The sequence below is a fragment of the Spiractinospora alimapuensis genome (assembly GCF_018437505.1).
Taxonomy (GTDB): Bacteria; Actinomycetota; Actinomycetes; order Streptosporangiales; family Streptosporangiaceae; genus Spiractinospora; species Spiractinospora alimapuensis.
The window spans coordinates 4,621,671-4,645,566 of record NZ_CP072467.1 but is presented as its reverse complement, the minus strand read 5'-3'; the positions used below and the strand labels follow the sequence as shown (position 1 = coordinate 4,645,566).

General features: G+C 69.6%; 19 protein-coding genes, 1 tRNA gene and 1 pseudogene. 12 read left to right on the top strand and 9 right to left on the bottom strand.

Annotated elements, in window-relative coordinates:
* Positions 1-95 precede the first annotated feature (95 nt).
* Positions 96-167 (bottom strand) — tRNA-Gln (locus tag J4H86_RS21835).
* A 443-nt stretch (positions 168-610) separates the two neighbouring features.
* On the opposite strand from J4H86_RS21835, the gene J4H86_RS21830 reads away from it, so the two are divergent.
* The 4 genes from J4H86_RS21830 to J4H86_RS21815 all read left to right on the top strand — a co-directional run bounded on the left by J4H86_RS21830 (position 611) and on the right by J4H86_RS21815 (position 3,804).
* The gene (locus J4H86_RS21830; protein ID WP_236539884.1) at positions 611-1,573 is read left to right on the top strand and encodes an acyl-CoA desaturase; all 963 of its coding nucleotides are present in this window, start codon (positions 611-613) and stop codon (positions 1,571-1,573) included.
* 9 nt (positions 1,574-1,582) lie between these two features.
* Positions 1,583-2,236, top strand: a complete 654-nt coding sequence (locus tag J4H86_RS21825; protein ID WP_236539882.1) for a TetR/AcrR family transcriptional regulator — start codon at positions 1,583-1,585, stop codon at positions 2,234-2,236.
* Between the two features lie 41 nt (positions 2,237-2,277).
* On the top strand, positions 2,278-2,787 hold the full coding sequence (locus J4H86_RS21820) for a MarR family winged helix-turn-helix transcriptional regulator (protein WP_236539880.1): 510 nt from the start codon (positions 2,278-2,280) through the stop codon (positions 2,785-2,787).
* An 87-nt stretch (positions 2,788-2,874) separates the two neighbouring features.
* Positions 2,875-3,804 (top strand): GDSL-type esterase/lipase family protein, encoded by a 930-nt coding sequence (locus J4H86_RS21815; protein ID WP_236539879.1) that lies wholly within the window; start codon positions 2,875-2,877, stop codon positions 3,802-3,804.
* A gap of 253 nt (positions 3,805-4,057) precedes the next feature.
* Here J4H86_RS21815 and J4H86_RS21810 read toward each other — a convergent pair whose 3' ends face one another.
* Positions 4,058-5,839, bottom strand: coding sequence for an ABC-F family ATP-binding cassette domain-containing protein (locus tag J4H86_RS21810; protein WP_236539877.1), 1,782 nt, complete (start codon positions 5,837-5,839; stop codon positions 4,058-4,060).
* 53 nt (positions 5,840-5,892) lie between these two features.
* Positions 5,893-6,342, bottom strand: coding sequence for a redox-sensitive transcriptional activator SoxR (gene soxR, locus J4H86_RS21805; protein WP_236539876.1), 450 nt, complete (start codon positions 6,340-6,342; stop codon positions 5,893-5,895).
* A 55-nt stretch (positions 6,343-6,397) separates the two neighbouring features.
* On the opposite strand from soxR, the gene J4H86_RS21800 reads away from it, so the two are divergent.
* Positions 6,398-7,135 (top strand): thiamine pyrophosphate-dependent enzyme, encoded by a 738-nt coding sequence (locus J4H86_RS21800; RefSeq protein WP_236539874.1) that lies wholly within the window; start codon positions 6,398-6,400, stop codon positions 7,133-7,135.
* Positions 7,136-7,179: 44 nt separating this feature from the next.
* On the top strand, positions 7,180-8,079 hold the full coding sequence (locus J4H86_RS21795; protein ID WP_394356528.1) for a transketolase family protein: 900 nt from the start codon (positions 7,180-7,182) through the stop codon (positions 8,077-8,079).
* A gap of 73 nt (positions 8,080-8,152) precedes the next feature.
* Here J4H86_RS21795 and J4H86_RS21790 read toward each other — a convergent pair whose 3' ends face one another.
* Entirely contained in the window at positions 8,153-9,043 is an 891-nt protein-coding gene (locus J4H86_RS21790) for a 4-(cytidine 5'-diphospho)-2-C-methyl-D-erythritol kinase (protein ID WP_236544127.1), read from the bottom strand.
* Positions 9,044-9,439: 396 nt separating this feature from the next.
* On the opposite strand from J4H86_RS21790, the gene J4H86_RS21785 reads away from it, so the two are divergent.
* A complete protein-coding gene (locus J4H86_RS21785; RefSeq protein WP_236539870.1) occupies positions 9,440-11,329 on the top strand; it encodes a serine/threonine-protein kinase in 1,890 nt (629 codons plus the stop codon).
* Between the two features lie 177 nt (positions 11,330-11,506).
* On the opposite strand, the gene rsmA is transcribed toward J4H86_RS21785, so the two are convergent.
* Positions 11,507-12,400 (bottom strand): 16S rRNA (adenine(1518)-N(6)/adenine(1519)-N(6))-dimethyltransferase RsmA, encoded by an 894-nt coding sequence (gene rsmA, locus J4H86_RS21780; RefSeq protein ID WP_236539868.1) that lies wholly within the window; start codon positions 12,398-12,400, stop codon positions 11,507-11,509.
* Positions 12,401-12,442: 42 nt separating this feature from the next.
* A complete protein-coding gene (locus J4H86_RS21775) occupies positions 12,443-13,369 on the bottom strand; it encodes a TatD family hydrolase (protein WP_236539866.1) in 927 nt (308 codons plus the stop codon).
* An 821-nt stretch (positions 13,370-14,190) separates the two neighbouring features.
* On the opposite strand from J4H86_RS21775, the gene J4H86_RS21770 reads away from it, so the two are divergent.
* Together J4H86_RS21770 and secD are read left to right on the top strand one after the other, a co-directional pair.
* A complete protein-coding gene (locus J4H86_RS21770; RefSeq protein ID WP_236539864.1) occupies positions 14,191-14,571 on the top strand; it encodes a hypothetical protein in 381 nt (126 codons plus the stop codon).
* Between the two features lie 135 nt (positions 14,572-14,706).
* Positions 14,707-17,373, top strand: a complete 2,667-nt coding sequence (gene secD / locus J4H86_RS21765) for a protein translocase subunit SecD (RefSeq protein ID WP_236539862.1) — start codon at positions 14,707-14,709, stop codon at positions 17,371-17,373.
* A gap of 299 nt (positions 17,374-17,672) precedes the next feature.
* Here secD and rsmI read toward each other — a convergent pair whose 3' ends face one another.
* The gene (gene rsmI, locus J4H86_RS21760) at positions 17,673-18,527 is read right to left on the bottom strand and encodes a 16S rRNA (cytidine(1402)-2'-O)-methyltransferase (protein ID WP_236539860.1); all 855 of its coding nucleotides are present in this window, start codon (positions 18,525-18,527) and stop codon (positions 17,673-17,675) included.
* A gap of 89 nt (positions 18,528-18,616) precedes the next feature.
* Between rsmI and J4H86_RS21755 the strand changes: the two genes are divergently transcribed.
* From J4H86_RS21755 to J4H86_RS21745, 3 genes are all read left to right on the top strand, one after another.
* Positions 18,617-20,326 (top strand): dolichyl-phosphate-mannose--protein mannosyltransferase, encoded by a 1,710-nt coding sequence (locus J4H86_RS21755; protein WP_236539858.1) that lies wholly within the window; start codon positions 18,617-18,619, stop codon positions 20,324-20,326.
* Positions 20,327-20,552: 226 nt separating this feature from the next.
* A complete protein-coding gene (locus J4H86_RS21750) occupies positions 20,553-20,756 on the top strand; it encodes a cold-shock protein (RefSeq protein WP_236539856.1) in 204 nt (67 codons plus the stop codon).
* 167 nt (positions 20,757-20,923) lie between these two features.
* Complete coding sequence (locus J4H86_RS21745) at positions 20,924-21,247, top strand: sec-independent translocase (protein ID WP_236539854.1); 324 nt, start codon at positions 20,924-20,926, stop codon at positions 21,245-21,247.
* 81 nt (positions 21,248-21,328) lie between these two features.
* Here J4H86_RS21745 and xylA read toward each other — a convergent pair whose 3' ends face one another.
* Both xylA and xylB read right to left on the bottom strand, forming a co-directional pair.
* Complete coding sequence (gene xylA / locus J4H86_RS21740; RefSeq protein ID WP_236544126.1) at positions 21,329-22,486, bottom strand: xylose isomerase; 1,158 nt, start codon at positions 22,484-22,486, stop codon at positions 21,329-21,331.
* A gap of 8 nt (positions 22,487-22,494) precedes the next feature.
* Positions 22,495-23,879 (bottom strand): annotated as a pseudogene (gene xylB, locus J4H86_RS21735) (xylulokinase).
* Between the last annotated feature and the right edge of the window lie 17 nt (positions 23,880-23,896).

Genomic DNA, 23,896 nt, shown 5'->3' with positions numbered 1-23,896 from the left:
GCGCAGGCGAACAGACGCCCGCCGAGGGCCAACACACGCAGGATACACGGGGACGATCATGGCGACCGAGGACCGCCCTGGATACACGATGGGGGCTCCCGGGCTAGGACTCGAACCTAGATCTCACAGCTCCAAAGGCTGACGTCTTGCCATTAGACCACCCGGGACCGCGCCGTCGCGCGCGGCGACGAAGCAGGAACCACCATAGCGCTTTGCGCCCCAAAACCTGGACTCGGTTTCCCGGGACGGAGGCCACGTTCGTGGGGTGGCGGGAACGTCCCGCCGGTGTCGGGGACTCCACCCGCCGGTGGCCGGCGCCTGGGTGTTGTGCCATCTCCCACAAGGAGGCGCCCGACACGACCTGGGGATCCGGCGCGCCGCCTTATCCGTACCTCCCCCACGCGGCGCCCGCGCGGCGCCAGGCGTGAACACCGCTGCCGACACTCGGGCTCGGCCCCGATGCCCATGGCTCGCCCTGGTCGCGCGCCTCTTCTGTCCGACACTGTCCGACCTACACGGCTGTAGGTTACAGTTACGTAGGTATAGATTCGCCAGCCGGGCGCACGGGCATTCCGGGACGCGCGGCCACGAAGGATCCCGAGGTGCCCTTGTGACGACAACCGCCCCCGAGCCCTCCGCCGGCGCGGCGACAGCCCCCGCCGCGAACCCCGATCTCGACCCCGAGGGGACCAGTCGCGCGCAGCGCGTCACCGTCTTCTTCTTCGTCCTGGTCCCGCTGTTGGCCCTGATCGCCGCGGTGCCCTTCGCCTGGGGTTGGGGGCTGACACTCACCGACGTGATCATCGCGGCGGTGTTCTACCTGATCAGCGGGCTCGGTGTGACGGTTGGTTACCACCGGTACTTCACCCACGGCTCCTTCAAGGCCAAGCGTCCCCTGCGGATCGCGCTGGCGGTGGCGGGAAGCCTCTCCGTCGAGGGCAGTGTGGTCAAGTGGGTGGCGGACCACCGGCGGCACCACAAGTACGCCGACGCCGAGGGTGACCCGCACTCACCCTGGCGGTTCGGCGACGACTGGCGCTCCGTCGCCAAAGGCCTCTTCTACGCCCACATGGGATGGCTGTTCCTCAGCGAGGAGAAGACCTCGCCCAAGCGCTTCGCGCCGGACCTGCTGAAGGACCGTGACATTGCCCGGGTGGACAAGCTGTTCATCCCGCTGACGTTGGTCTCGCTCCTCGCCCCCGCCCTCATCGGTGGTCTGGTGACGATGTCGTGGTGGGGCGCGCTCACCGCGTTCTTCTGGGGAAGCCTGGTGCGCATCGCCCTCCTGCACCACGTGACGTGGTCGGTGAACTCCATCTGCCACACCATCGGCGAGGAGAACTTCGCCGTCCGCGACCGGTCCCGCAACGTCTGGTGGCTCGCCATCCCCTCCTTCGGAGAGTCCTGGCACAACCTCCACCACGCCGACCCCACCTGCGCACGCCACGGCGTACTCAAAGGCCAAATCGACATCTCCGCCCGCGTCATCTGGCTCTTCGAAAAACTCAACTGGGCCCACACCGTACGCTGGCCCAACACCGAAAGACTCGCCGCCAAGCGTGTGGAAGAATAATCGGCCATTATGGGAGCCGTGAGCGAGCAGACCTCCCGTTCCCGCAAGGAGCGGATGACCGGCCGACAGCGCCGAGAACAATTGCTGGACATCGGCCGGAGACTGTTCGCCGATCGCGGTTACGAGGGCGCGTCCATCGAGGAGATCGCCGCTCGCGCCGGTGTGACGCGCCCCGTCGTCTATGAGCACTTCGGCGGGAAGGAAGGCATCTACGCCGTCGTGGTCGACCGCGAGATGCAGGCCCTGCTGAGCATGGTGAGCACGGCCATCGCCGACTCCGACGACGCGCGTGCGCAGTTGGAGGGGGCGGCGCTCGCGCTCCTGCGCTACGTCGAGGAGCGCAGCGACGGCTTCCGGATCCTGACCCGGGACTCGCACGCCGCCTCGGGGACGGGCAGCTTCGCCAGCCTGATCAGCGAACTCGCCTCCCGGGTGGAGCACGTGCTGGCGGAACAGTTCCGGTCCCGGGGCTACGATCCCAAGCTGGCTCCGCTGTACGCCCAGTCACTCGTGGGTATGGTCGCGTTGACGGGACAGTGGTGGTTGGAGGTCCGCAAGCCCAAGCGGGAGGTCGTCGCGGCGCATCTGGTGAACCTCGCGTGGAACGGGCTGTCGCACATGGACAAGAAGCCGGGGCTGTCTCGCAAGAGAAAAGATGAGTGAACCGGCTCTTATATCTCGATATCAAGATATAAGCTGGGGTTATGCGCGATGAGGTGGATGGGCTAGTCGAGGCGTGGACCTCGGAACGACCCGATCTTGACGTCCAACCCCTCCATGTCCTGAGCCGCATCTCCCGGCTCGCACGCCACCTCGACCGGGCGCGTCGGCAGATCTTCGCCGAGCACGACCTGGAGCCCTGGGAGTTCGACGTTCTCAGTGAGCTCCGCCGCTCCGGCGACCCCTACCAACTCACCCCGGGGAGACTCCTGCGGGCCACCCTGGTGACCTCGGGGACGATGACCAACCGGATCGACCGCCTGGCCATGGCCGGCCTGGTCGAGCGTCGCCCCGACCCGGCGGACCGCCGGGGAGTGCTGGTCCAGCTCACGCCGCGGGGGCGTTCCCGCGTCGACGCCGCGCTGTCCGACCTGATCGACTACGAGAAGTCGCTACTGGGGGACATGACGGAGCGTCAGCGTACCGAACTGGCAACGTTGTTGCGGTCGCTGCTGTCCCCTCTCGACGTCGAGCCCTCCGATCCGCGAAGCTGACTGACGTCGCGGCGCACCCGAACCCGTGCGCCGCGTGCGGGGCGCGCGTTCATCCGTTGGTTTCAGTGACGAGGTTGAGGTGTGACCATGCGCCGGGACATAGCTGGATTCGCGACCGCGGGAGTACTGGTGTTGGCGGCGTGTTCGCCCGCCGACGCCGAAGGGCTGGAGAAGGACACCTATCTTTCGCTCGGTGACTCCCTGGCCGTCGGCTTCCAGCCCGACGAGTCCGGGGGCGGGGAGACCCCCTACGGTTACCCGGAGGTGCTGTACCGGTCCCTGTACGGCAGCGACTCCACGCTCGATCACGAGTCCATGGGCTGCCCTGGCGAAGACACCACCTCGATGCTGGAGGGCTCGGAGTTCTGTCACTACGACGAGGGCTCCCAGCTCGAGGCCGCCGAGGCCTTCATGGAGGACAACCGGGACAGCCTGCGGTTGGTCACTCTGGGCGTCGGGGCCAACAACTTCACGATCTGTGTGGAGGAGGACGGCGACGCCTTCACCATCGACGAGGAGTGCGTCGACGAGGGGCTCGACCGGCTCCACTCCGAACTGCCGGACATCGTGGAACGGGTTCGCGACGCCGCGGGCGACGACGTCCAGATCGTCGGGATGAACTATTACAACCCGTTCGTGGTCGCCTCCCTCACCGAGGACGAACCGACCGATGAGGACGCCGACGCCGCGTCCGACGACGAGACCGCCGGGGAGGACGAGGACGCCCCGCTCACGGGTGAGGCCCTCGCCGAGTACGGAAACGAGGTCCTCGCGGAGCTGAACGACGAGATCGCCGACGCCTACGCCGCCAACGACGTCGACCTGGCCGACGTGGCGAGGGAGTTCGAGTGGGACAACGACGAGGAGTCGGAGTCCGACACCGGTCTCCCGACCAACGTCCAGATGATCTGCGACTACACGTGGATGTGTGACACGGCCCTGGGCCCGGACATCCACACCAACGACGCCGGCGGCCAGCTCATCGCCGAGGTGTTCCGCGGCGAGCTACCCCGCTGACCCCCTACCGAGATTTCTCCGCCCCCGTCAGAATCGAGCCACATCCATCGGATGGGGGTGCACTCCCACCCGCCAGCGCAGGGTCGATGGCACCCACCGGCCTTCCAGAGGGGGCGAACGCCGCCCACTCTCCGCGGCCGGCGCAGGGCAGCCCGGGATGTGATTCATCGACAGGTGTGGGGGCTGGTTCACCCGCCATAGCGGGTCAATGTGCGCCCCCACCGGTTGGAAGCGGAGAGATCCCGGTGGGGGGTCATTCGCCGATCGAGTCGGCGGCGGTGAGCCACTGTTCCTCGAGGACCTGCTTCTCCTCGCTCAGGGTCTTGAGTTCGGTGTCGAGTTCGGCCAGGCGGGTGTAGTCCTCGGCCGCCGCGGCCATGAGTTCGTGGAGCTCGGTCTCCCGGCCGGCGATACGTTCCAGGCGGCGTTCGACGCGTTGCATCTCCTTGCGCGCGGCTCGCTGCTCGGCGGCCGTGGGGCCGCTGGCCTGCCCCGGCTCCGCCGGCTCCTTCGCCGGGCCGCCACTCCCGGTGGTGACCGCGCCGGGCGCGGGGCGGCTCTCCAGACGGCGCAGGTACTCGTCGACGCCGCCGGGGAGGTGGGTGAGGCGTTCGTCGCCGAACAGGCCCCACACGTCGTCGCTCACGCGCTCGAGGAAATACCGGTCGTGGCTGACCACCACGAGCGATCCAGGCCACCCGTCGAGGAGGTCCTCCAGCTCGGTCAGGGTCTCGATGTCGAGGTCGTTGGTGGGCTCGTCGAGCAGCAACAGGTTGGGTTCGCCCATGAGCAGCCGCAGGAGCTGGAGGCGGCGGCGTTCCCCGCCCGACAGGTCGCGGATCGGCGTCCACTGTCGTTCACCCCGGAACCCGAACCGCTCCAGCATCTGGCTCGCGGAGTACTCCTTGTCGCCGAGCTGGATGCGAGATCGGATCTCCTCCACCGCGGTTAGTGGACGCGTGGTGGGATCCAGTTCCGCCAGCCCCTGGGACAGGTGGGCCAAGCTCACGGTCTTGCCCAGGCGCACCCGCCCGGAGGCGGGCTCGGTCTCCGCGGCGAGGATCCGCAGCAGGGACGTCTTTCCCGAGCCGTTCACCCCGAGGAGCCCCACCCGGTCGCCGGGGCCGAGCTGCCAGGTCAGGTCGCGCAGCAGCACGCGCTCGCCCGCACGGACGGTGGCGTTCTCGACGTCGATGACGGTCTTGCCCAGGCGCGCGGTGGCGAACCGGACCAGCTCCACGGTGTCACGGGGCGGCGGCACGTCGCTGATCAGCGCGTTGGCCGCGTCGACCCGGAACTTCGGCTTGGAGCTCCGGGCGGGTGGGCCGCGCCGCAGCCAGGCCAGCTCCTTGCGCATCAGGTTCTGGCGGCGTTCCTCGGTCGCGGCGGCGATGCGTTGCCGTTCGGCCTTGGCCAGGACGTAGGCGGCGTACCCGCCCTCGTACCGTTCCACCCGGCCGTCCACGACCTCCCAGGTGCGGTTGGAGACCGCGTCCAGGAACCAGCGGTCGTGGGTGACGACCACCACGGCCTCGGCACGGTCACGGATGTGTTCCGCGAGCCAGGAGATGACCTCGATGTCGAGGTGGTTGGTGGGCTCGTCCAGCACGATCAGGTCGTGTTCGTCGACGAGGAGTCGGGCGAGGGCGGCGCGTCGGCGTTCCCCTCCGGAGAGCGAACTCATGGAGGTGGACAGGTCCCACCCACCGAGGAGCCCGTTGAGGATGCCACGGATGCCGGCGTTGGCGGCCCACTCGTGTTCGGCACGGCCGCTGAGCACGAACTCGCCCACGGTGGACTCGGGGTAGGCGTCCCCCTGGGCGAGGTAGCCCATGCGGAGCCCCCGGGTGTGCACCACCTGCCCGCTGTCGGGGGTGGTGCGGCCGGTGAGCACCGAGAGCAGGGTGGACTTTCCCCCGCCGTTGCGTCCCACGACGCCGATCCGTTCGCCCGCCGCGACTCCCAGAGAAATGTCGTCGAGGAGCACGAGCGGACCGTAGGCGAGGGAAACGTCCTGCAGGTTGACCAGATTCATCGATCCCATTCTCGCTGCCACCGGACCGTGACCGGACCATCCCCGTCGTGGACCTAGTCTCCCCCGGGCATCAGCGAGTGGGCACCCGGGCCGTACTGCGCGAAGCTCTCGTCGCCTGGGTTGTTGATGCTGCAGGAGGTCAGGGACAGGCAACCGCAGCCGATACAGCCGCTGAGGCGGTCGCGGAGCCGCTGCAGCGCGTCGATGCGCCGATCGAGTTCTCCCCGCCACTCCTGGGAGAGCATGGCCCAGTCCCGTGTGGTGGGTGTTCTCCCCTCGGGCAGGCTGTCCAGGGCCTGCTGGATCTGGACCAGGGTGAGTCCCACGCGCTGGGCGGCGCTGATGAACGCCAACCGGCGCAGCACGTGGCGTGGGTACCGGCGTTGGTTGCCGGCGGACCGTTCCGAGGCGATGAGGCCCTTGTCCTCGTAGAAACGCAGGGCGCTGCTCGCCAGTCCGCTGCGTTCGGCGACTTGGCCGATCGTGAGCCAGGATTTGGACATGTAGAGGAAACTACCAGCTTGACTTCAAGTTCGGTAGAGGTTCCATTCTGGTCCTATGACACCACAAGCTGCTTCGCCGGCGGTCCTCTCCCGTTACGCCGACCTTCCAACGCTGATCGGACTGATGACAGGCGACGAGAAGCACCAAGGAGCGGCCACCTCCACACTGGACGTGCTCTGGGTGCTCTACGACCGGATCCTCAATGTCTCACCCGACCGAGTCGACGACCCACAGCGGGATCGCTTCCTGCTGTCCAAGGGACACGGGCCGATGGCCTACTACGCCGTGCTCGCCGCGAAGGGGTTCCTCGATCTCGGCACCCTCCGCCGATGGTCGGAGTTCGACTCTCCCCTCGGCCAGCACCCTGACCGGGCTCTCGTGCCCGGGGTGGAGATCAGCAGCGGGTCCCTCGGCCACGGTCTGGGGCTCGCGGTCGGTACGGCGCTGGGCCTGCGCGCACAGGGACTGACCACGACGCGGACCGCGAAACACACCGCGCCGGAGCCGCGAGTGTTCGTCCTGGTCGGCGACGCCGAACTGGACGAGGGCAGCAACCTGGAGGCGATCCAGCTCGCGGGTCGCCTCGAGCTCGGCGGCCTCACCACAATCGTGATCGACAACGGCTCCGCCACCCACGGCTGGCCAGGCGGAATCGCCAGCCGGTTCACCGCGGAGGGCTGGACCGCCCACGTGGTGAACGGACGCGACCACGACGCGCTCGCGCACGCGTTCACCCAACCCCACCCGCGACAGCCGCTCGTCGTGGTGGCCGAAGTCGAGAGGAACTCCTGATGTCCATCCCCGTCCTGCCGCCGCGCCCGCTGAGCCCCACGCCCATGCGGGATTCCACCGCCTCGGTGATCAGCCACGCCATGGACGACGACGAGCGCGTCGCCGTCCTCCTCGCCGACATCTCCACGGACCGCTACGCCCGCGCCGCCGGCAGGCATCCGCATCGTGTCATCAACGTGGGGATCCGCGAACAGCTCCTCGTGAGCGCGGCCGGTGGCCTGGCCCTGACCGGGATGCGCCCGGTGGTCCACACCTTCTCGTCCTTCCTCGTGGAACGACCCTTCGAACAGCTCAAGCTCGATCTCGGCCACCAAGGCGTGGGGGCGGTGGTGGTGGGAATCGGCGGGTCCTACGACGTCTCGGCCGCCGGACGAACCCATATGGCGCCGGGCGACGTGGCTCTACTCGACACGCTGCCGGGATGGACCGTCCACGTGCCGGGTCACGCCGAGGAGGCCGACGCCCACGTCCTCTCCGCGTTGGCCTCCGACGAGCGGGTCTACGTCCGGTTGTCCTCGCGGGGCAACGCCGCGTCCCACTCCTGGGGGCCGAACCTGGTCACGGTGCGGGAAGGTTCGGCGCACAGCGCGGGTGTGGTTGTGGCGGTGGGGCCGATGCTCGACCGGGTCCTCACCGCGACGCGGGAGTTGGACGTGACGGTCCTGTACACCTCGACCGTGCGCCCCTTCGACCGCGCCGGCCTCAACCGCGCGGTCGCGGCGGCGGGGACGGCCGACGTCCTCGTCGTGGAGCCGTATCTCGCCGGCACCTCCGCCCACGAGATCGCCGCTGCGCTGCGGGACCATCCACACCGGCAGCTCGGCCTCGGCGTGAGCCGGGACATGGAGCTGCGCCGGTACGGCACCCCCGAGGAACACGACACCGCGCACGGCCTGGACGTCGAGGGCATCGCCACGGCGGCGGGGACGTTCTTCCGGCGCTGAAAGGGGCCGGAACCGACGGTGCGGGTTCCGGACGGACACCGCTTCCGGCTCGAACGCGGGAGGTGACGGCCGCTCAGGGAGCGACGATCGTGGCTCCCGGGACGGGCCCCTGTGCCGTCACGGCGCGGGCGCAGTGACCTCCCGCCTCCAGCCTCTCGGCGAGTTCCGCGGCGTGTGTCGGACTGTCGGCGAGGAAGGCACAGGTCGGCCCCGACCCGGACACCAACGCCCCCAACGCGCCGGCCGAACGTCCCGCGTCCAGCGTGACCCCAAGGTCGGGACGCAGGGACACCGCCACGTCCTGCAGATCATTGCTGAGCGCGCGGCCGACAGCGTCCCGATCCCCCTCGGCGAGGGCCTTCGCCAGGGCCGCGTCGGAGGTGGGCGCGGGCGCCTCCGGGTACATCTCGTCGTAGACCCGGTAAACCTCCGCGGTGGACAGGCCACCGTCGGCCAGGGCGAACACCCAATCCAGCCGGCCCTCGGTCGGCAACGGCGTGAGGTGCTCCCCGCGACCGGTGCCCTCGGCGGTACCGCCCAGCAGCGCGAACGGCACGTCGCTGCCGAGCCGAGCGGCCAACTCGTTCAGCTCCGCGTCGCCGAGGCGGGTTTCCCACAGCGCGTCGCAGGCTCGGAGCGCCGCGGCGGCGTCCGCGCTACCGCCCGCCATGCCTCCCGCGACCGGGATGGCCTTGTGCAGGCGGATCGCCACGGGCCGCCCGTTCCCCGTCTCGGCTGCGAGCAGTTCCGCCGCGCGGACGACCAGATTGTCGGCCCCCAGCGGAACACCCGCGCCCGCCCCTTCAACGCTGAGTGTGACGAAGTCACCACTCGGGTCGGCGAGGCGTGCGTCGAGCTCGTCGAACAGCGACACCGCGTGGAAGACGTTGACCAGTGGGTGGAAGCCGTCGCCGCGCGGGGGCCCGACGGCCAGGCGTAGGTTCACCTTGGCGGGGACGCGCACACGTACGGGGCTGGAAGAGGAGGTCACGGGTCCATCATCCTAGAGTGTCGCCCCTGGGTCGGCCGCCGCGGCGGGCGACCACCAGATCCCGACCGGTGTGGGAAAATCCATGTGTAGCCGGTACCGTGCCGATCTCGCACGTCCAGATGAGGTCTCACGGGTGGGTGTAGCGCACCAATCACCGCTACCTTTGGGGCCAGAAGGGTAACTTCTGAGTGCTAACGACGGCTGCAGGGGGATTCGTGAGGTGCGTCCCTTGGAACCGTCACATGAAACGACCGGAGAGGGAGCAGCGTCGTACCTAGCGCACGAGACGAGAACGCAGCGGTGTGATCTGAGCGTCGCCGAGTAGGGACGTATATCCACCAGAGTCGCCCTGACCGTCGGGAGGGTCGCTTGGCCTCGGATGGGCTCCCTAAGAACCTGGAGTCGTTGGCCGCCGGAGATCCGGCCGCCATCGGCCCCTACGTCCTTGCTGGGCGCCTGGGCAGTGGTGGCATGGGCACCGTCTATCTCGGCCGCTCCTCCGAACGCGAGTCCCTCGTCGCGATCAAGGTCATCCGCCCGGAGCTCGCTTTCGACGAGGCGACGCGGGCCCGGTTCCGCGACGAGATGGAGAACGCGCGACGCGTCGCCTCCTTCTGTACGGCGAAGGTGCTGGACCACGGCACCTTCGAGAACCGTCCCTACATGGTGACCGAGTACATCTCCGGCACCGCGCTCGCCGAGCACATCGTGGAGAACGGGCCGCTGGACTCCAGCACCCTGCACGGCTTCGCTCTGGGGATCGCCGCCGCGTTGGCCGCGATTCACGGTGCGGGGCTGGTACACCGCGACCTGAAGCCGGCGAACGTGCTGTTGTCGCTGTCCGGTCCGCGCGTCATCGACTTCGGCATCGCCCGCGCGCTGAACACGCACTCCAATCACACGCAGACCGGCATCGTCATGGGCAGCCCCGGCTGGATGGCACCGGAGCAGTTGCTGGAGGAGACGGTCACCACGAAGGCCGACATCTTCGCGTGGGGATGTCTGGTGGCCTACGCGGGCACCGGGAGCCACCCGTTCGGCAACGGCGACGCCATGACCCTGGGCAAGCGGGTGCTCTTCGCCGAGCCGCAGCTCGGGGCGCTGGACAGTCCGCTGGACCGGTTGGTGCGGGCGGCGTTGTCCAAGGAGTCCGAGCGGCGGCCCAAGGCTCAGGACCTCCTGCTGGAGCTGGCCGGGGGTGGGGGCGAGAGCAACCCCAACGACCCCAACGCCCTGGTGAGCCACGCGTTGCACCAGTCGTGGCGGCCCAACCTGCCCCCCATGCCGCCGGGCGCGCCCCCCATGGGTGGCCCCATGCCTGGCGGGCCGTACGCCCCCGCGCCCTACGGTGCCCATCCGACCGGACCGCCCCCACCGGGGCCGCCTCCGGGGATGCCCGCGAACCAGAGCCAGGCGATGCAACGCCCCGCTCCCCCGGTCCAACCACCGCCCCCGGGTCCGCCCGGTCCCGGCCAGCAGGGCCAGCCCGGCCAACCCGTACCCGCGGGACACCAGGCGGCGCGTAACACGGGTCAGTTTCCGGTGGTCCCCCCCAACCAGACGGGCCCCGTGCCCATCGTTCAGCCCGGCCAGGGACAGAACGGTGGCCACGCCCACCCTGGTCAGCCCTACATACCGCCCGTCCCACAGCAGAACAAGCCGGTCGACCCGGAGAAGCGGCGCATCCGTTGGCTCACCGCCGGCGCGATCGTCGGCAGCGTCCTGCTCCTGGTGTTCGTCATCCTGTTCACCTGGCTGGGCATGAGCGGACAGATCGCGCTCCCGTGGCAGGACGACGAGTCCGCCGGCGCCGCCCAGGACGACGAGCAGGACGCCCCGCCGCCCGAGCAGGAGCCCGAGGAAGAGGGCGCGTTCCCCAGCAGGGAGAGCGACCCCTGGATGACCTTCACCGTCGCCGAGGCACAGTGTGGGCTCGAGTCCCACGGTGTCCTCTCCTCGGAGAACGGCTCGTTCTGCCGGTTCACGGTCGAGGTCGAGAACATCTCCAGCGACACCACGCGGCTCCAGCACGAGTGGCAGTCCCTGGAAACCGACAACCAGGAGTACCCTGCGGAGCGGCCCGCCACCGAGGACGACGACACCCTCTGGGAGCCTCTACGCCCCGGGGACTACGGCCAGGGCACGATCGTCTTCCTCATCGAGGACGGCCAGACCCCCGAACACCTCGTCCTCCGCGGCAACGAGACCAGCGACGGCGCCCGCATCCCCGTCCCCGACCGCGTGTCCGAGACCAACTAGGCCGAGCCTTCCGACCCCCGAGCCCACGCGAGGTACCTCCCCCACCAGGATTTCTCCGCACCCAGGGAAGTTCGCCCACATTCATCCGGTGGGTGGGCACATTCACCTGCCACAGCGAGGTCGCCCGCACCCACCCGGTGCGGGGGCACGCCTCTGACGGCGCCTCAGCCCACCCGGCTAGGACGACTCGTCGCCGCCCTCGACCGCCTTGGCCTCAGCGATACGGGTGAAGGCGGTGATGTCGAGTGCCTCGCCGCGGGTGCTCGGGGGAATCCCGGCGGTGCGTAGCGCCGACTCGGCGGCGGTGGGGCTGCCCGCCCAGCGGGCGAGGGCGGAGCGGAGGGTCTTGCGGCGCTGGGCGAACGCGGCGTCGATGACGTCGAACACGTCCTCGCGGCTCGCGGTGGTGTCCGGTGGTGGACGGCGGACGAGTTCGACCAGCGCGGAGTCGACGTTGGGAGCGGGCCAGAACACGGCCCGGCCGATGGATCCGGCGCGGGTCGCGTCGGCGTACCAGGCCGCCTTCACCGACGGAGAACCGTAGGTCCGCGACCCCGGTCCCGCGACCAGCCGGTCGGCGACCTCCGCCTGCACCATGACCAGGGACCGCCGTAGCGTGGGCACGAGCTCGAGCAGGTGCAGCACCACCGGCACGGCGACGTTGTAGGGAAGGTTCGCGACGAGCGCGGTCGGCTCCGGGCCTGGCACGCTGCCCAGACGCAGGGCGTCGGCGTTCACCACGACGAGCCGGTCGGTGAGGTCGGGCGCGTGCCGCTCCACCGTGCCGGGCAGGGCGCCGGCGAGCACCGGATCGATCTCCACGGCGGTGACCCGGCGCGCCTCGGGCAGCAGGCCGAGCGTCAGCGATCCCAGGCCCGGCCCCACCTCCACGACGACGTCCTCGGGCCCCACCCCGGAACGGCGCACGATGCGCCGCACGGTCCCCTGGTCGATCACGAAGTTCTGCCCCAGGGTCTTGGTGGGGCGCAGATCCAGCTCCCGGGCCAACCGCCGCACCTCCGCGGTTGTCAGCAGGGTGGACGTCGATGCACCGGTGTCGCTGTCACTCACGTCCCCATTTTCGCAGGGTTCCCGCTCGGGCGGGACAGCGCGCTACAGCCCGAAGGCACGTCGCGTGTTCTCGGCCACCTTGGCGGCCAGCACGTTCTCGTCCTCGCCCCGCTCGGCGGCCAGGGCCCGCAGGGTGAGCGGGATCAGGTAGGGGGCGTTGGGGCGTCCGCGGTAGGGCACGGGAGTGAGGAACGGCGCGTCGGTCTCCACCAGGATCAGCTCGGCTGGCGCGACCTGTGCGGCCTCACGGAGCGCCCCGGCGTTGGCGAAGGTGACGTTCCCCGCGAAGCTCATGTAGTAGCCGCGCTCGCCGCAGGCCCGCGCGAGGTGCACGTCCCCGGAGAAGCAGTGCAGGACCACCCGCTCCGGCGCGCCCTCCTCGGCCAGTACCCGCAGGACGTCGTCGTGGGCGTCCCGGTCGTGCACCACGAGGGCGACGTCATGCCGCTTGGCGATCTCGATGTGTCGCCGGAAGGACTCCTCCTGGGTGGCGACCCCGGTCGGCCCGGTCCGGAAGAAGTCGAGCCCGGTCTCCCCGACGGCACGCACCTGCGGCAGTCCGGCGAGCCGGTCGATCTCGGCGAGGGCGTCCTCGAGGCCTTCCTTGCCCGCGGCGGGTCGCTGGTTGCCCGCCCATCCCGTGGACTCCGGTTCGACCCCCTCGGCTCCGTCCCCGTGGACGATCCGGGGCGCCTCGTTGGGGTGCAGTGCCACCGCCGCCCACACGTCGTCGAACTGCGCCGCCTGCTCCGCCGCCCACTGCGACGATGCGACGTCCACACCGACCTGGATCAGCGGCCCCACCCCGACGTCCGCCGCGGCGGCGATGATCTCACCCACCCCCGCCGACTGCATGTCCATGTGGGTGTGGCTGTCGGGCACCCGCACCGCCAGGGCGTCGGGCGCGGGTGGTGGTGTCTGTGCGTTGCGGTTACGAACGGCCTGACCGGCGCGCTTGCTGGTGCTCACAGCAGGGAAGTCTAGGCCGTCCCCAGACGCGCCACACGGCCACCGCCCCACCCGCACGCCACACGCGACAAGCCACTACCCACCGCGAAGGCCCCCTGTACCACCGCCTCGACCCCCGCCAAGGACCAGCCCGACGGGGGGGGGAGGAGACCGCATCGGAGGCATCTGGTGAAGCATCGGCCGGCGGGCTATCACCGCGCGGAGGGAAGAGACCCCCCACCTCACCGGGGAGTTGCAGCCGGTAGTGGCCATCCCCGCGCGCGGGGAGAGGACGCCGCCGGTGGGGGGTGGTCGTGGTGGTGAACGGGGCCATCCCCGCGCGGGGAGAGGACATCACCATCGCTTTTCTGATCTACCGGTGGAAAGGAACATCCCCGCGTGCGGGGAAGAGACCCCCATGTCCCCGTGGGTGACGCGACTCGCGCGGGGCCATCCCCGCGTGCGGGGAACAGACGCCCCACATACCGGAAGTTAGAAATCGGGCATTGGGCCATCCCCGCGTGCGGGGAACAGACACTTGCCGACCAGCGCACTTACCACTGGAAAGTACCGAATTTCTTCACTTCTCGAGAATCCGACATAACAGACACACCTCGCCTCTCCCGGCGCCGCTCCGGACGCAGCGGCGGCTGCCATTGGTGAACGCCTCTCCCCTGCCCGTTGATCCTCTGGGTGCATGCGCCTTGGGTCAAGCGACGTACGGGGCCGGCTAGCACACCTGTTCACCTTGGTGGTAGGCGCGGAACGCACAGCATGCGGGTGAGCCAGTAGGGTTGGGCGGGCCGAGTTCCCTGGGGTCATCGTGTCGTAGGAGGTGGCGAATGGCGCGCGCCCTCGCTCTCCTGCTGCTCGCTGTGGCGGTCCTGCTTCCGTCGACCACGGCGGGCTCGGCGCACGCGGACCACGCGGATCGGGGGCAGGTCGCCTCTGAGAGCGCGACGGACCAGGGCGGCATACCCAGTGTCGGTCCGCTTCGCGGGGTTATTTCCGCCGCCTCCGCGGTGAAGGGTGGGAACGCCGATCCGCGTCCGTCTCCCGCCAGCCACGCCGACCACGGGATCATCGGCGAGTTCGTCGCTCCCCTTCCCACGTTCGCCCCCACCTGGGTGACGGACGCCTACGGGGAAGTCCCGGCGTCGGGACACGTATCCAGCGCCCACCAGCGCGGACCACCGGAGGGGCAACGGTTCGGGGTCGCGTGAGATGTTCCGGTCCGCCACGGGCCGCCGTACACACCGCACCCCCACTGGTCATGTCCTTCTGATCCACGTGCCTTGATCCGCCTCGCGGCGCGCACGTGGGTCCGTGTTGGTTTTCGTCGCGAAAGGTCGTAGGTCTTGTCCACTTCATCCGGGGCGGGGGGGCGCGTTCTCCGCGCGGTCTTCTCCCTGCTCGTCATGCTCGGCGCCCTCGGCGCCGCGCTCTACATACCGCCGCAACTGGGGTTGGACCTCAGCGGCGGCACGCAGATCGTGCTGGAGACACACGACTCCGACTCGGGGGTCGAGGCGAACGCCGAGAACACCGAGAAGGCGGTCGAGGTCCTCCGGCAGCGCATCGACTCCCTCGGTGTCGCCGAGTCCACCATCACGCGGTCCGGCGAGAACCGGATCATCGTGGAGCTGCCCGGGGTCCAGGACCCGACGGAAGCGGCCGACATCCTGGGGACGACGGCGCAACTGACCTTCCACCCGGTCGTGGGCGTGGCTGACCCGGGGGCGCAGCAGCCCGGGATGCCCGGCGAGGAGCTGGGCGAGGGCCTGCCACCGCAGGACGAGGACGCCCCCGACGAGGACGCCGGCGACGAGGCCGACGAGGCGCGTGCCCCCTCCTCCCCTGAGGACGAAGGCGGCGAGGACGCCCCGGAGGAGGGCGGCGAGCTCACCGAGGAGCAGATCCAGGAGCTCCAGCAACTGCAGCAGGAGCAGGGCGGAGGCGGAATGCCTCCCGCGGTCGAACCGGCCGACCCCGAGGACGTCGAACTCGAACTGCCCGACGAAGAGGGGCAGATGCTGCAGCTCGGCCCGGCGGAGATCGAGGGCGAGGACGTCAGCAGCGCGGAGGCGTCCCTGGACGAGTTCCAGACGGCCTGGATGGTCAACGTGTCCTTCCGTGGTGACGGACGCGACGCGTGGGCCCAGCTCACCGGTGAAGCCGCGGCCTACGACCCGGGCGACCCGCGGCGCCGTGTCGCCATCGTGCTCGACAACCAGGTCATCTCCTCACCCCAGGTCAACCCGGACGTCGAGGAAGGTGTCGGTATCACCGGGGGATCCACCTCCATCACCGGCAACTTCGACCAGGAGAGCGCGGAGGACCTCGCGGTACTGATCGAGGGTGGCGCGCTGCCGCTCCCGGTCGAGCAGATCGAGCAGCGGACCGTCGGCCCGACACTCGGCGCGGACGCGATCGACGCGAGCTGGAAGGCCGCTCTGGTCGGCCTCGCGTTGACCATCATCTACATCTGCTTCGCCTACCGACTGGTCGGCTTCCTCGCCTCGATCGCGCTGGCGTGCTACACCCTGATCGCCTACGGCGCCCTGGTGGTGCTCGGCGCGACGCTCACACTGCCCGGCCTCGCCGGTTTCGTGCTGGCGATCGGTATGGCGATCGACGCCAACGTGCTCATCTTCGAACGAGCGCGAGAGGAATACCAGCGCGAGAAACAGGTCTACGACTCCAACAAGTCGGCCGGCATGCAGGACGCCACAGAGGAAGAGGCCGAGGCCGGAGAACAGCCAGGCCGCTCCCGCCGACGCCGTCGCGCGATCCCGCCCAACCTGCAGCGTTCCTTCGTGAACGGAACGAAGCACGCGTGGAGCGCGATCATCGACACCAACATCACCACCATCCTCGCCGCCATCCTGTTGATCTTCCTGGCGTCGGGGCCGGTGCAGGGCTTCGGTTGGACGCTGACCATCGGCACCATCGCCTCCATGGTCTCCGCTCTGATCATCGCCCGGGTGCTGACCGAGTGGGCGATTCGTCGCAAGGTGGTCAAGCGTCACCCGGACATCACCGGAATCTCGCAGTTCAGCAGGGTGCGCACCTGGCTCGTGGAGCGCAACCCCAACCTGATGGGGCGCGGTGGTCTCTGGCTGAGCATCGCCGGTGTGATCGCCGCCGTCGCGATCGCCGGTATCGCGATCATGCCGAAGAACTTCGGTGTGGAGTTCACCGGCGGGCGCATCATGGACTTCTCCGTGTCGGAGGAGATCGACGTCGACGAGGCCCGCACCATCGTGGCCGACGCGGGATACCCGCAGGCGGTCGTCCAGGAGTCCGGTGAGGGCGACATCGCCGTGCGCACCGGCCCGCTGGACAACGCCGAAGCTCAGGAGATTGAGGACGCGCTGGCCACCGAGGGTGGTGACGTGGATCGGGTCTCCGACGAGATGATCGGCCCGAGCCTGGGTGACCAGCTACGGAACCAGGCGCTGCTCGCCCTGGGCATCGCGCTCGCGGTCCAGATGGCCTACCTCGCCTGGCGGTTCCGCTGGTCGTTCGGTCTCGCCACTATGCTGGCGCTGGGCTTCGACGTCGTGCTGGTGATCGGCCTGTTCACCTTCCTCGGCGCGCCGCTCGACGGGGTGTTCCTGGCCGCGATGCTGAGTGTCATCGGCTTCTCGGTCAACGACTCCGTCGTGGTCTTCGACCGGATCAGGGACGAGTGGGCGAAGGACGACAAGCGATCGTTCAAGGACATCGCGAACTCCGCGATCCTGCACACCCTGCCCCGGACGGTGAACACCACCATCGGCGCGGTGTTCATCCTGTCGGTCCTCGCCGTCTTCGGTGGGGAGTCGCTCACCAACTTCGCGGTGGCGATGCTGGTCGGCCTGATCGCCGGTGTGTTCTCGACCGTGTTCATCGCGGCGCCCCTGGCGGCGTGGTTGCAGCGGTGGGACCGCACGGCCGCGCCACACGTCATCAAGGAACGCCAGTCCAAGCGCCGGAAGGAGATGGAGCGCACGCGCGACGAGGACGACGGCGCGATCGTCTAGCCGCAGCGAGTTCGGCCGCGGGGGGTGCCCACACCGGGCACCCCCCGCGGTGCGTTCCGAGGCCGCCGTGCCGGCGCGCGGAGGCGTGTGGGCGACCACGACGCCCGGTTCCGCGCCCGCCGCCCGGACGGGACCTGTCGACCGGCCGCGCCTGCCACGGCGCGACAGTGGCCACCCCATGTCCAGTGCCCGAGGGGCTGGCGGAGACGAGGGGCGATCCCTTGCTTTCCTGCCGCTGCGCGTATGCGGACGTGGAGCCCCACGAACATGGGGTCGCACGACTGGCTACGGCGCCGCCCTCACCCCTTGTGCACGGCGTCGTACACCTCGCGCTTGGGTACCCCGGTCTCTTTCGCCACCTCCGCGATGGCCTGTTTCCGGTGGGTGCCCTCCTCCTCCCGTTCGGCGACGGCCTTCGCCAGGGCCTCGACCGTGACCGGGCCGCGCTCCTCCCCGGTGTCGCCGGCGACGACGAGGGTGATCTCGCCGCGGACGCCCTCGTGAGCCCAGGTCGCCAGCTCGGCCAGGGACCCGCGGCGTACCTCCTCGAAGGTCTTGGTGAGCTCTCGGCACACGACAGCGGAGCGGTTCGGTCCGAAGGCCGTGGCCATCGCGTCGAGGGTGGGGCCGAGACGCCGGGGCGACTCGAAGAACACCATCGTGCGCGGCTCTCGAGCGAGCGCCTCGAACCGTCGTGCCTGCCCCTTACGGGGCGGGAACCCCTCGAAACAGAACCGGTCGGTGGGGAGCCCGGACACGGCGAGTGCGGCCGTCACCGCGGAGGGGCCGGGAATTACCGTGACGGGTATGTCGGCTTGGACACATCCGGCCACGAGGCGGTACCCGGGGTCGGAGACACCCGGCATTCCGGCGTCGGTGACGAGGAGTACGTCGACGCCCTGTTTCAGCTCCTCCAGGAGTTGTGGGGCGCGTCCCCGTTCGTTTCCCTCGAAGTAGGACAGCACCCGCGCCCGCCCGATGTCCAGCTTGAGCTCGCTGGCCAACCGCCGCAGCCGCCGTGTATCCTCCGCCGCGATGATCGGGCTGTCCTCCAAGGCGACGCGGAGCCGGGGGGAGGCGTCGAGCGGCTGACCGATCGGCATCCCTGCGAGGGTGAGTCGCCCACTCGCGCCGATGTCCGTGTGCTCAGCCATGCCACCGCCATAATCTCTTTTCGATACCGTTTACCGCGGCGCCGTGCCGGGCGTACCGCGACGTGTCCCTCCTTCCAGTATTGGCCACGATGTCATCCACTGCCGTTTCTTCCGCTCAGCCGCCCGTCGCCGACCGTGAGACCGCTCGCCGTGCCCGGCTGGCCCCTCCGCTCCCCGGCCCGTGGTGGCTGAGGTGGGCACCGGCCCTACTGATCGGGGCGTTCGCGGGTGTGCTGAGGTTCTTCCGGCTGGGCGAGCCCAGCCAGATCTACTTCGACGAGACCTACTACGCCAAGGACGCCTTCGGACTGTGGCAGTTCGGCTACGAGCGGGAGACCGTCGACTATCCCGACGAGCGCGCCGAGTCCGCGGACATGGCCGACGACATGCTCTCGCAGGGCCAGACGGACATCTTCACCGACGGGGGCAGCGTCGTCGTCCATCCCCCCGTGGGCAAGTGGATGATCGCGCTGGGTGACTGGTTCTGGGGGGTTCTTCCGTTCGGCACGGCGATGTCACCGGTGGGGTGGCGGTTCGCGGCGGCGGTGTTCGGCACCTTGTCGGTGGTGCTGCTGGTCATTCTGGCGATCCGCATGACGCGGTCCATCCTGCTGGGCGGCGCGGCCGGCGTGGTCATGTCGGTGGACGGACTGCACTTCACCATGAGCCGGATCGCCATGGTGGACATCTTCCTCACCTTCTGGCTCCTGCTTGGGTTCACCTTCCTGGTCCTGGACCGCGACCAGACGCGCAGGAGGTTGGTCTCCCTCGCCGACCGGGGTCTCCTGACCGAGGGATGGCTGGGGATGCGCTGGTGGCGGTGGGCCGCCGGCCTCTCGTTCGGGTTGGCGTTCGGCACGAAGTGGTCGGCCCTGTTCTTCATCGCGGCCTTCGGGCTGCTGACGGTGGCGTGGGACTACGGGGCCCGCCGCGCCGTCGGGCAACGCAAGCCCCAGGACTCCGTGCTGCGTGTGGGCGGCCTGCCCGTCGGCCTGCGGGGAGTGGGTCCGCGTTGGTTCGTCTTCGACGCCGTCCCCGCGTTCGTGCAGGTCGTGGTGGTCTCGTTCGCCACGTACCTCGTCACCTGGTCGGGGTGGATCTTCACGACTGGCGGCCACAACCGGGACTGGGCGGCGAACCAGCCGCCGGGGATCTGGGACCTCACACCCGGCCCGTTGATGCCCGTGGTGGACGCCCTGCGGAGCCTGTGGCACTACCACGCCAACATGTTGTCGTTCCACAGCCAACTCTCCTCCGAGCACGACTACATGTCCATGCCGTGGGACTGGCTGGTCATGCGCGTCCCGGTGGTCTACCACTTCGACAGCGAGGTCGACGGGTGCGGGGCGCAGGACTGTGTGCGGACCATCCTCGGTCTGGGGACGCCGGCGATCTGGTGGATGGCGCTGATCGCGCTCGTGGTCATGGCCGGGTGGTGGATGACCTTCCGGGACTGGCGGGCAGGCGCCGTCCTGATCGGGGTGGCCGCGACCATCCTGCCCTGGATCGCCTTTCCCGACCGCACGATGTTCGTCTTCTACGCGTTGCCCGCTCTGCCCTTCCTGATTCTGGGAATCGTTCTCACGCTCGGCCTGTTGCTCGGCCCCGACGCCGGAACGACGGGTTTCTCCCAAACGCGTCGTGTGCTGGGGGGAGTTGTGTTCGGCGCCGCACTGTTGTTGATCGTCATCAACTTCGTGTACTTGTACCCGGTGTTGAGTGCGGAGATCATCCCGCGGGAGGTGTGGGCGGACCGCATGTGGTTCGAGACCTGGATCAGTGGAAACGCAGGGGGATAAGCTGCGGATAAGCGCACCGGAGTGGCGAATGTGAAGCCAGGAACAGTCGGCAATTGGCGGTGCCGACTGGTAGGGTCAAACCGGTTGCGGTTGTAGTTTCCTGGAGCCGATGGCGCCCGTGGAACTTCACGTGGGCGCTGGACAAGAGGACTCTCCTCGGGTGGGCGCCCAGCAGCCCGGGACCAGCACGGTGCGGTCCCGTTGCAGTCCTCCAAAGGGAGAGCACATGGCTCAGGGAACCGTGAAATGGTTCAACTCTGAGAAGGGTTATGGATTCATCGCCGTCGAGGGTGGGGGATCGGACGTGTTCGTCCACTACTCCGCCATTGTTGGCAGTGGATTCCGCAACCTCGAGGAAAATCAGGCAGTCGAGTTCGAGATTACTCAGGGACCGAAGGGTCCACAGGCCAAGGACGTGCGCGCGCTCTAAAGGTCTTCGCTCGGCCCCCTCCCCTTTTCGGTGGGGGCCGTTCGCGTGTGCGGCACGCCACCTCGGGCGTCGCTCCACACCGCGTCTACCGGCTCCCGGACCAGTGCGGATAATGTGGTCCTGGTAGGTGCCAATCCCGGGGCCCGGCTCCGGAGGGGAGCTGAGCGATGTTCGGGATCAGTGGCGGGGAGTTCGTCATCCTGGCGGTCCTCGGGCTGCTCATCTTCGGACCCGACAAGCTTCCCAAAGCGATCCAGCAGGTCGGTTCGGTCCTGCGCCAGCTCCGCAAGATGGCGACCAGCGCCAAGAAGGACCTCCAGGACGGGCTCGGCCCGGAGTTCAAGGACTTCGACGTCAACGACCTCAACCCCAAGGCCTTCGTCCGCCGCCACCTCCTGGAGGACGAGGACGACAGCCGCGGCCGCCCCCGTCGCCGCTCCACCGCCGGCCTCAACGGCCGCCGGCCACCCTTCGACGACGAGGCGACCTAGCGGCCACACCGGCCATACCGGCCATACCGGCCCTGGTGACGCCGACTCCTCCGCGGCGTCACCGCGTGGTGCCCACGCCTCTCACCGGACGCCCATCAGGTGTTCCAACGCGAGCTGGTCGAGGTGCTCCATGTGGTAGCCCCGCGGCCCGACGGCGTCCAGGTCGATCGTCTCCTCCAGCAGGTCCTCGACGGACTCGCCGTCCGCGAGGGTGGGTTGACGCAGCTCGAACACCCGAGACGCCCGCAAGGCGTCACTGACGGCCGGGTCCGCTCGGAACGCCGCCGCGCGGTCGCGGAGGATGAGGTAGTTGCGCATGCACGCGGCGGCGGCGGCCCACACTCCGTCGTAGTCCTCGGTGCGCAGCGGCTTGAAGTCGAAGTGCTTCGGACCCTGGTATCCGCCCCGCTCCAGCAGGTCGACCAGGTAGAACGCCTCCTTGAGGTCGCCCGCGCCGAACCGCAGGTCCTGGTCGTACTTCACTCCGCGCTGGCCGTTGAGGTCGATGTGGAACAGCTTGCCGTGCCACAGTGCCTGCGCCGCCCCGTGCGCGAAGTTCAGGCCCGCCATCTGCTCGTGGCCGACCTCCGGGTTGAGGCCCACCATCTCCGGATGCTCCAGCTCGTTGATGAAGGCCAGCGCGTGTCCGAGCGTGGGCAGGAGGATGTCCCCCCGCGGTTCGTTCGGCTTGGGTTCCACGGCGATTCGGAGGTCGTAGCCCTGGTCCCGCACGTAGGTCGTCAGGACGTTGAACGCCTCGCGCAACCGGTCCAGCGCGACGCGGGAGTCCTTGGCCGCCTCACTCTCGGCGCCGTCCATGCCGCCCCAGCACACCAGGGTGCTGGCTCCGAACTCCACGGCGCGGTCGATGTTGCGGATGACCTTACGCAGCGCGTAGCGGCGCACATCGCGGCTGTTGGAGGTGAAGCCGCCGTCCCGGAAGACGGGGTGGGAGAAGAGGTTGGTGGTGACCATGGGCACCTGGACGCCGCTCTCCGCCAGCGCCGCGCGCAGGGGCTTCAGCACTGACTCCCGCTCGGCACTGGTGGCGTCCGGGGGGAAGAGGTCGTCGTCGTGGAAGGTGAGTCCGTAGCCGCCGAGGTCGCCGATGCGTCGGGCTGCCTCGCCGGGGTCGAGCGGTTCGCGGACGGGGGATCCGAAGGTGTTGACTCCCCGCCAGCCAACGGTCCACAGGCCGAAACTGAACCGGTCCTCGGGGGTGGGCTGGTAGTCGGGCACGTGTGTCCTCATCTCCATGTCGTGGCGGCGTACTGCTCCCGAATCACGGGTTGGGGTGTCGCCTCGTGTGTCTCGGCGGCGGCGAGTGCGTCCCACTCCGGCGGAGTGGAGCTTCCTGACAGCGCCCAGGCGGCCTGACGGGCCGCTCCGTCGGCCACGTACTCCCCGGGCGGCGGGACGGTGATCGGGCGGCCGAACACCTGGGGGGCGATCGAGCGGACGGCGGCGGACCGCGCTCCCCCACCGATGAGCAGGATTCGGCGGGTCACCACCCCGTGGGCCTCGAGCTCGGCGACGGCGTCCGCCAGACCGCACAGCATCCCCTCGACGAAGGCGCGGGCGACGTACTCCGGACGCATCGTGGCCCGGGTGATGCCCCGAAGGACGCCCGTCGCGTCGGGCAGGTTGGGCGTGCGCTCGCCGTCGAGGTAGGGCAGCAGCACCAGGCCACCCGCGCCGGGCGGTGCGGAGAGGGCGAGTTCGTCGAAGGTCGCGCTGTCCACGCCCAGGGCCTGCGCCCCCGCGGTCAGGACGCGTCCGGCGTTCAGGGTGCAGACCAACGGGAGGAACCTGCCGGTGGCGTCCGCGAACGAGGCCACGGCGCCGGAGGGGTCCGCGGCGGGGCCGGTGGCGGTGGCGAAGGCGGTGCCGGAGGTGCCGATGGACACCACCACGTCCCCCGGCTCCACACCGAGTCCCAGCGCTCCGCCCATGTTGTCGCCGGTCCCGCACGCCACCACGTCGATCGACGGGAGCTCCGGTGCCCGCACCGACCCCACGGCCTCGGACGGGGCGGCGACCCGGGCAGTGCGGGTCGCGAACCGAGCGCCATCCGCAGCAGGTCCGGTCGGTACTCTCCGGTCGCCGCCGAGAAGTACCCGGTGCCGGACGCGTCGCCGGCGTCGGTGGTGCTCTGCTCCGCGCCGGTCAGTCGGGAGGTCAGCCAGTCGTGCGGGAGCAGGACCTGGGCGGTGCGGCGGGCGTTCTCGGGTTCGTGCTGGGCGAGCCAACGCAGCTTGGTGACGGTGAAGCTGGCGACGGGAACCGCGCCGGTGGCCTCCACCCACGCCGAGGCGCCACCGAGTTCGGCGACCAGGTCGTCAGCCGCCCGCGCGGACCGGGTGTCGTTCCACAGCAGCGCGGGGCGGATCACCGCGCGGGCGTCGTCGAGGGCCACCATGCCGTGCTGCTGGGCCGCCACGGAGATCGCCTCGACCCCGTCCAGGACCCCGTCGGAGGCATTGAGGAGGGCCTGCCACCACACCTCGGGGTCGATCTCGGTTCCCTCCGGGTGGGGCGCCGTTCCCTGCCGCACCAGCCGTCCGGTCGTGGCGTCTCGCACCACGACCTTGGTGCCCTGGGTGGAGGAGTCCACCCCTGCCACGAGCGCCATCGATTCCGCCCTTCGCG

Excerpts from the sequence above, each read along its gene's own strand:
- J4H86_RS21800 (WP_236539874.1), top strand. The coding sequence starts at position 6,398 with ATGACACCACAAGCTGCTTCGCCGGCGGTCCTCTCCCGTTACGCCGAC.
- J4H86_RS21745 (WP_236539854.1), top strand. The coding sequence starts at position 20,924 with ATGTTCGGGATCAGTGGCGGGGAGTTCGTCATCCTGGCGGTCCTCGGG.
- J4H86_RS21750 (WP_236539856.1), top strand. The coding sequence starts at position 20,553 with ATGGCTCAGGGAACCGTGAAATGGTTCAACTCTGAGAAGGGTTATGGA.
- J4H86_RS21820 (WP_236539880.1), top strand. The coding sequence starts at position 2,278 with ATGCGCGATGAGGTGGATGGGCTAGTCGAGGCGTGGACCTCGGAACGA.
- J4H86_RS21825 (WP_236539882.1), top strand. The coding sequence starts at position 1,583 with ATGGGAGCCGTGAGCGAGCAGACCTCCCGTTCCCGCAAGGAGCGGATG.
- J4H86_RS21755 (WP_236539858.1), top strand. The coding sequence starts at position 18,617 with ATGTCATCCACTGCCGTTTCTTCCGCTCAGCCGCCCGTCGCCGACCGT.
- J4H86_RS21770 (WP_236539864.1), top strand. The coding sequence starts at position 14,191 with ATGGCGCGCGCCCTCGCTCTCCTGCTGCTCGCTGTGGCGGTCCTGCTT.
- soxR (WP_236539876.1), bottom strand. The coding sequence starts at position 6,342 with ATGTCCAAATCCTGGCTCACGATCGGCCAAGTCGCCGAACGCAGCGGA.
- rsmI (WP_236539860.1), bottom strand. The coding sequence starts at position 18,527 with ATGGCTGAGCACACGGACATCGGCGCGAGTGGGCGACTCACCCTCGCA.
- J4H86_RS21795 (WP_394356528.1), top strand. The coding sequence starts at position 7,180 with ATGCGGGATTCCACCGCCTCGGTGATCAGCCACGCCATGGACGACGAC.
- J4H86_RS21815 (WP_236539879.1), top strand. The coding sequence starts at position 2,875 with ATGCGCCGGGACATAGCTGGATTCGCGACCGCGGGAGTACTGGTGTTG.
- J4H86_RS21810 (WP_236539877.1), bottom strand. The coding sequence starts at position 5,839 with ATGAATCTGGTCAACCTGCAGGACGTTTCCCTCGCCTACGGTCCGCTC.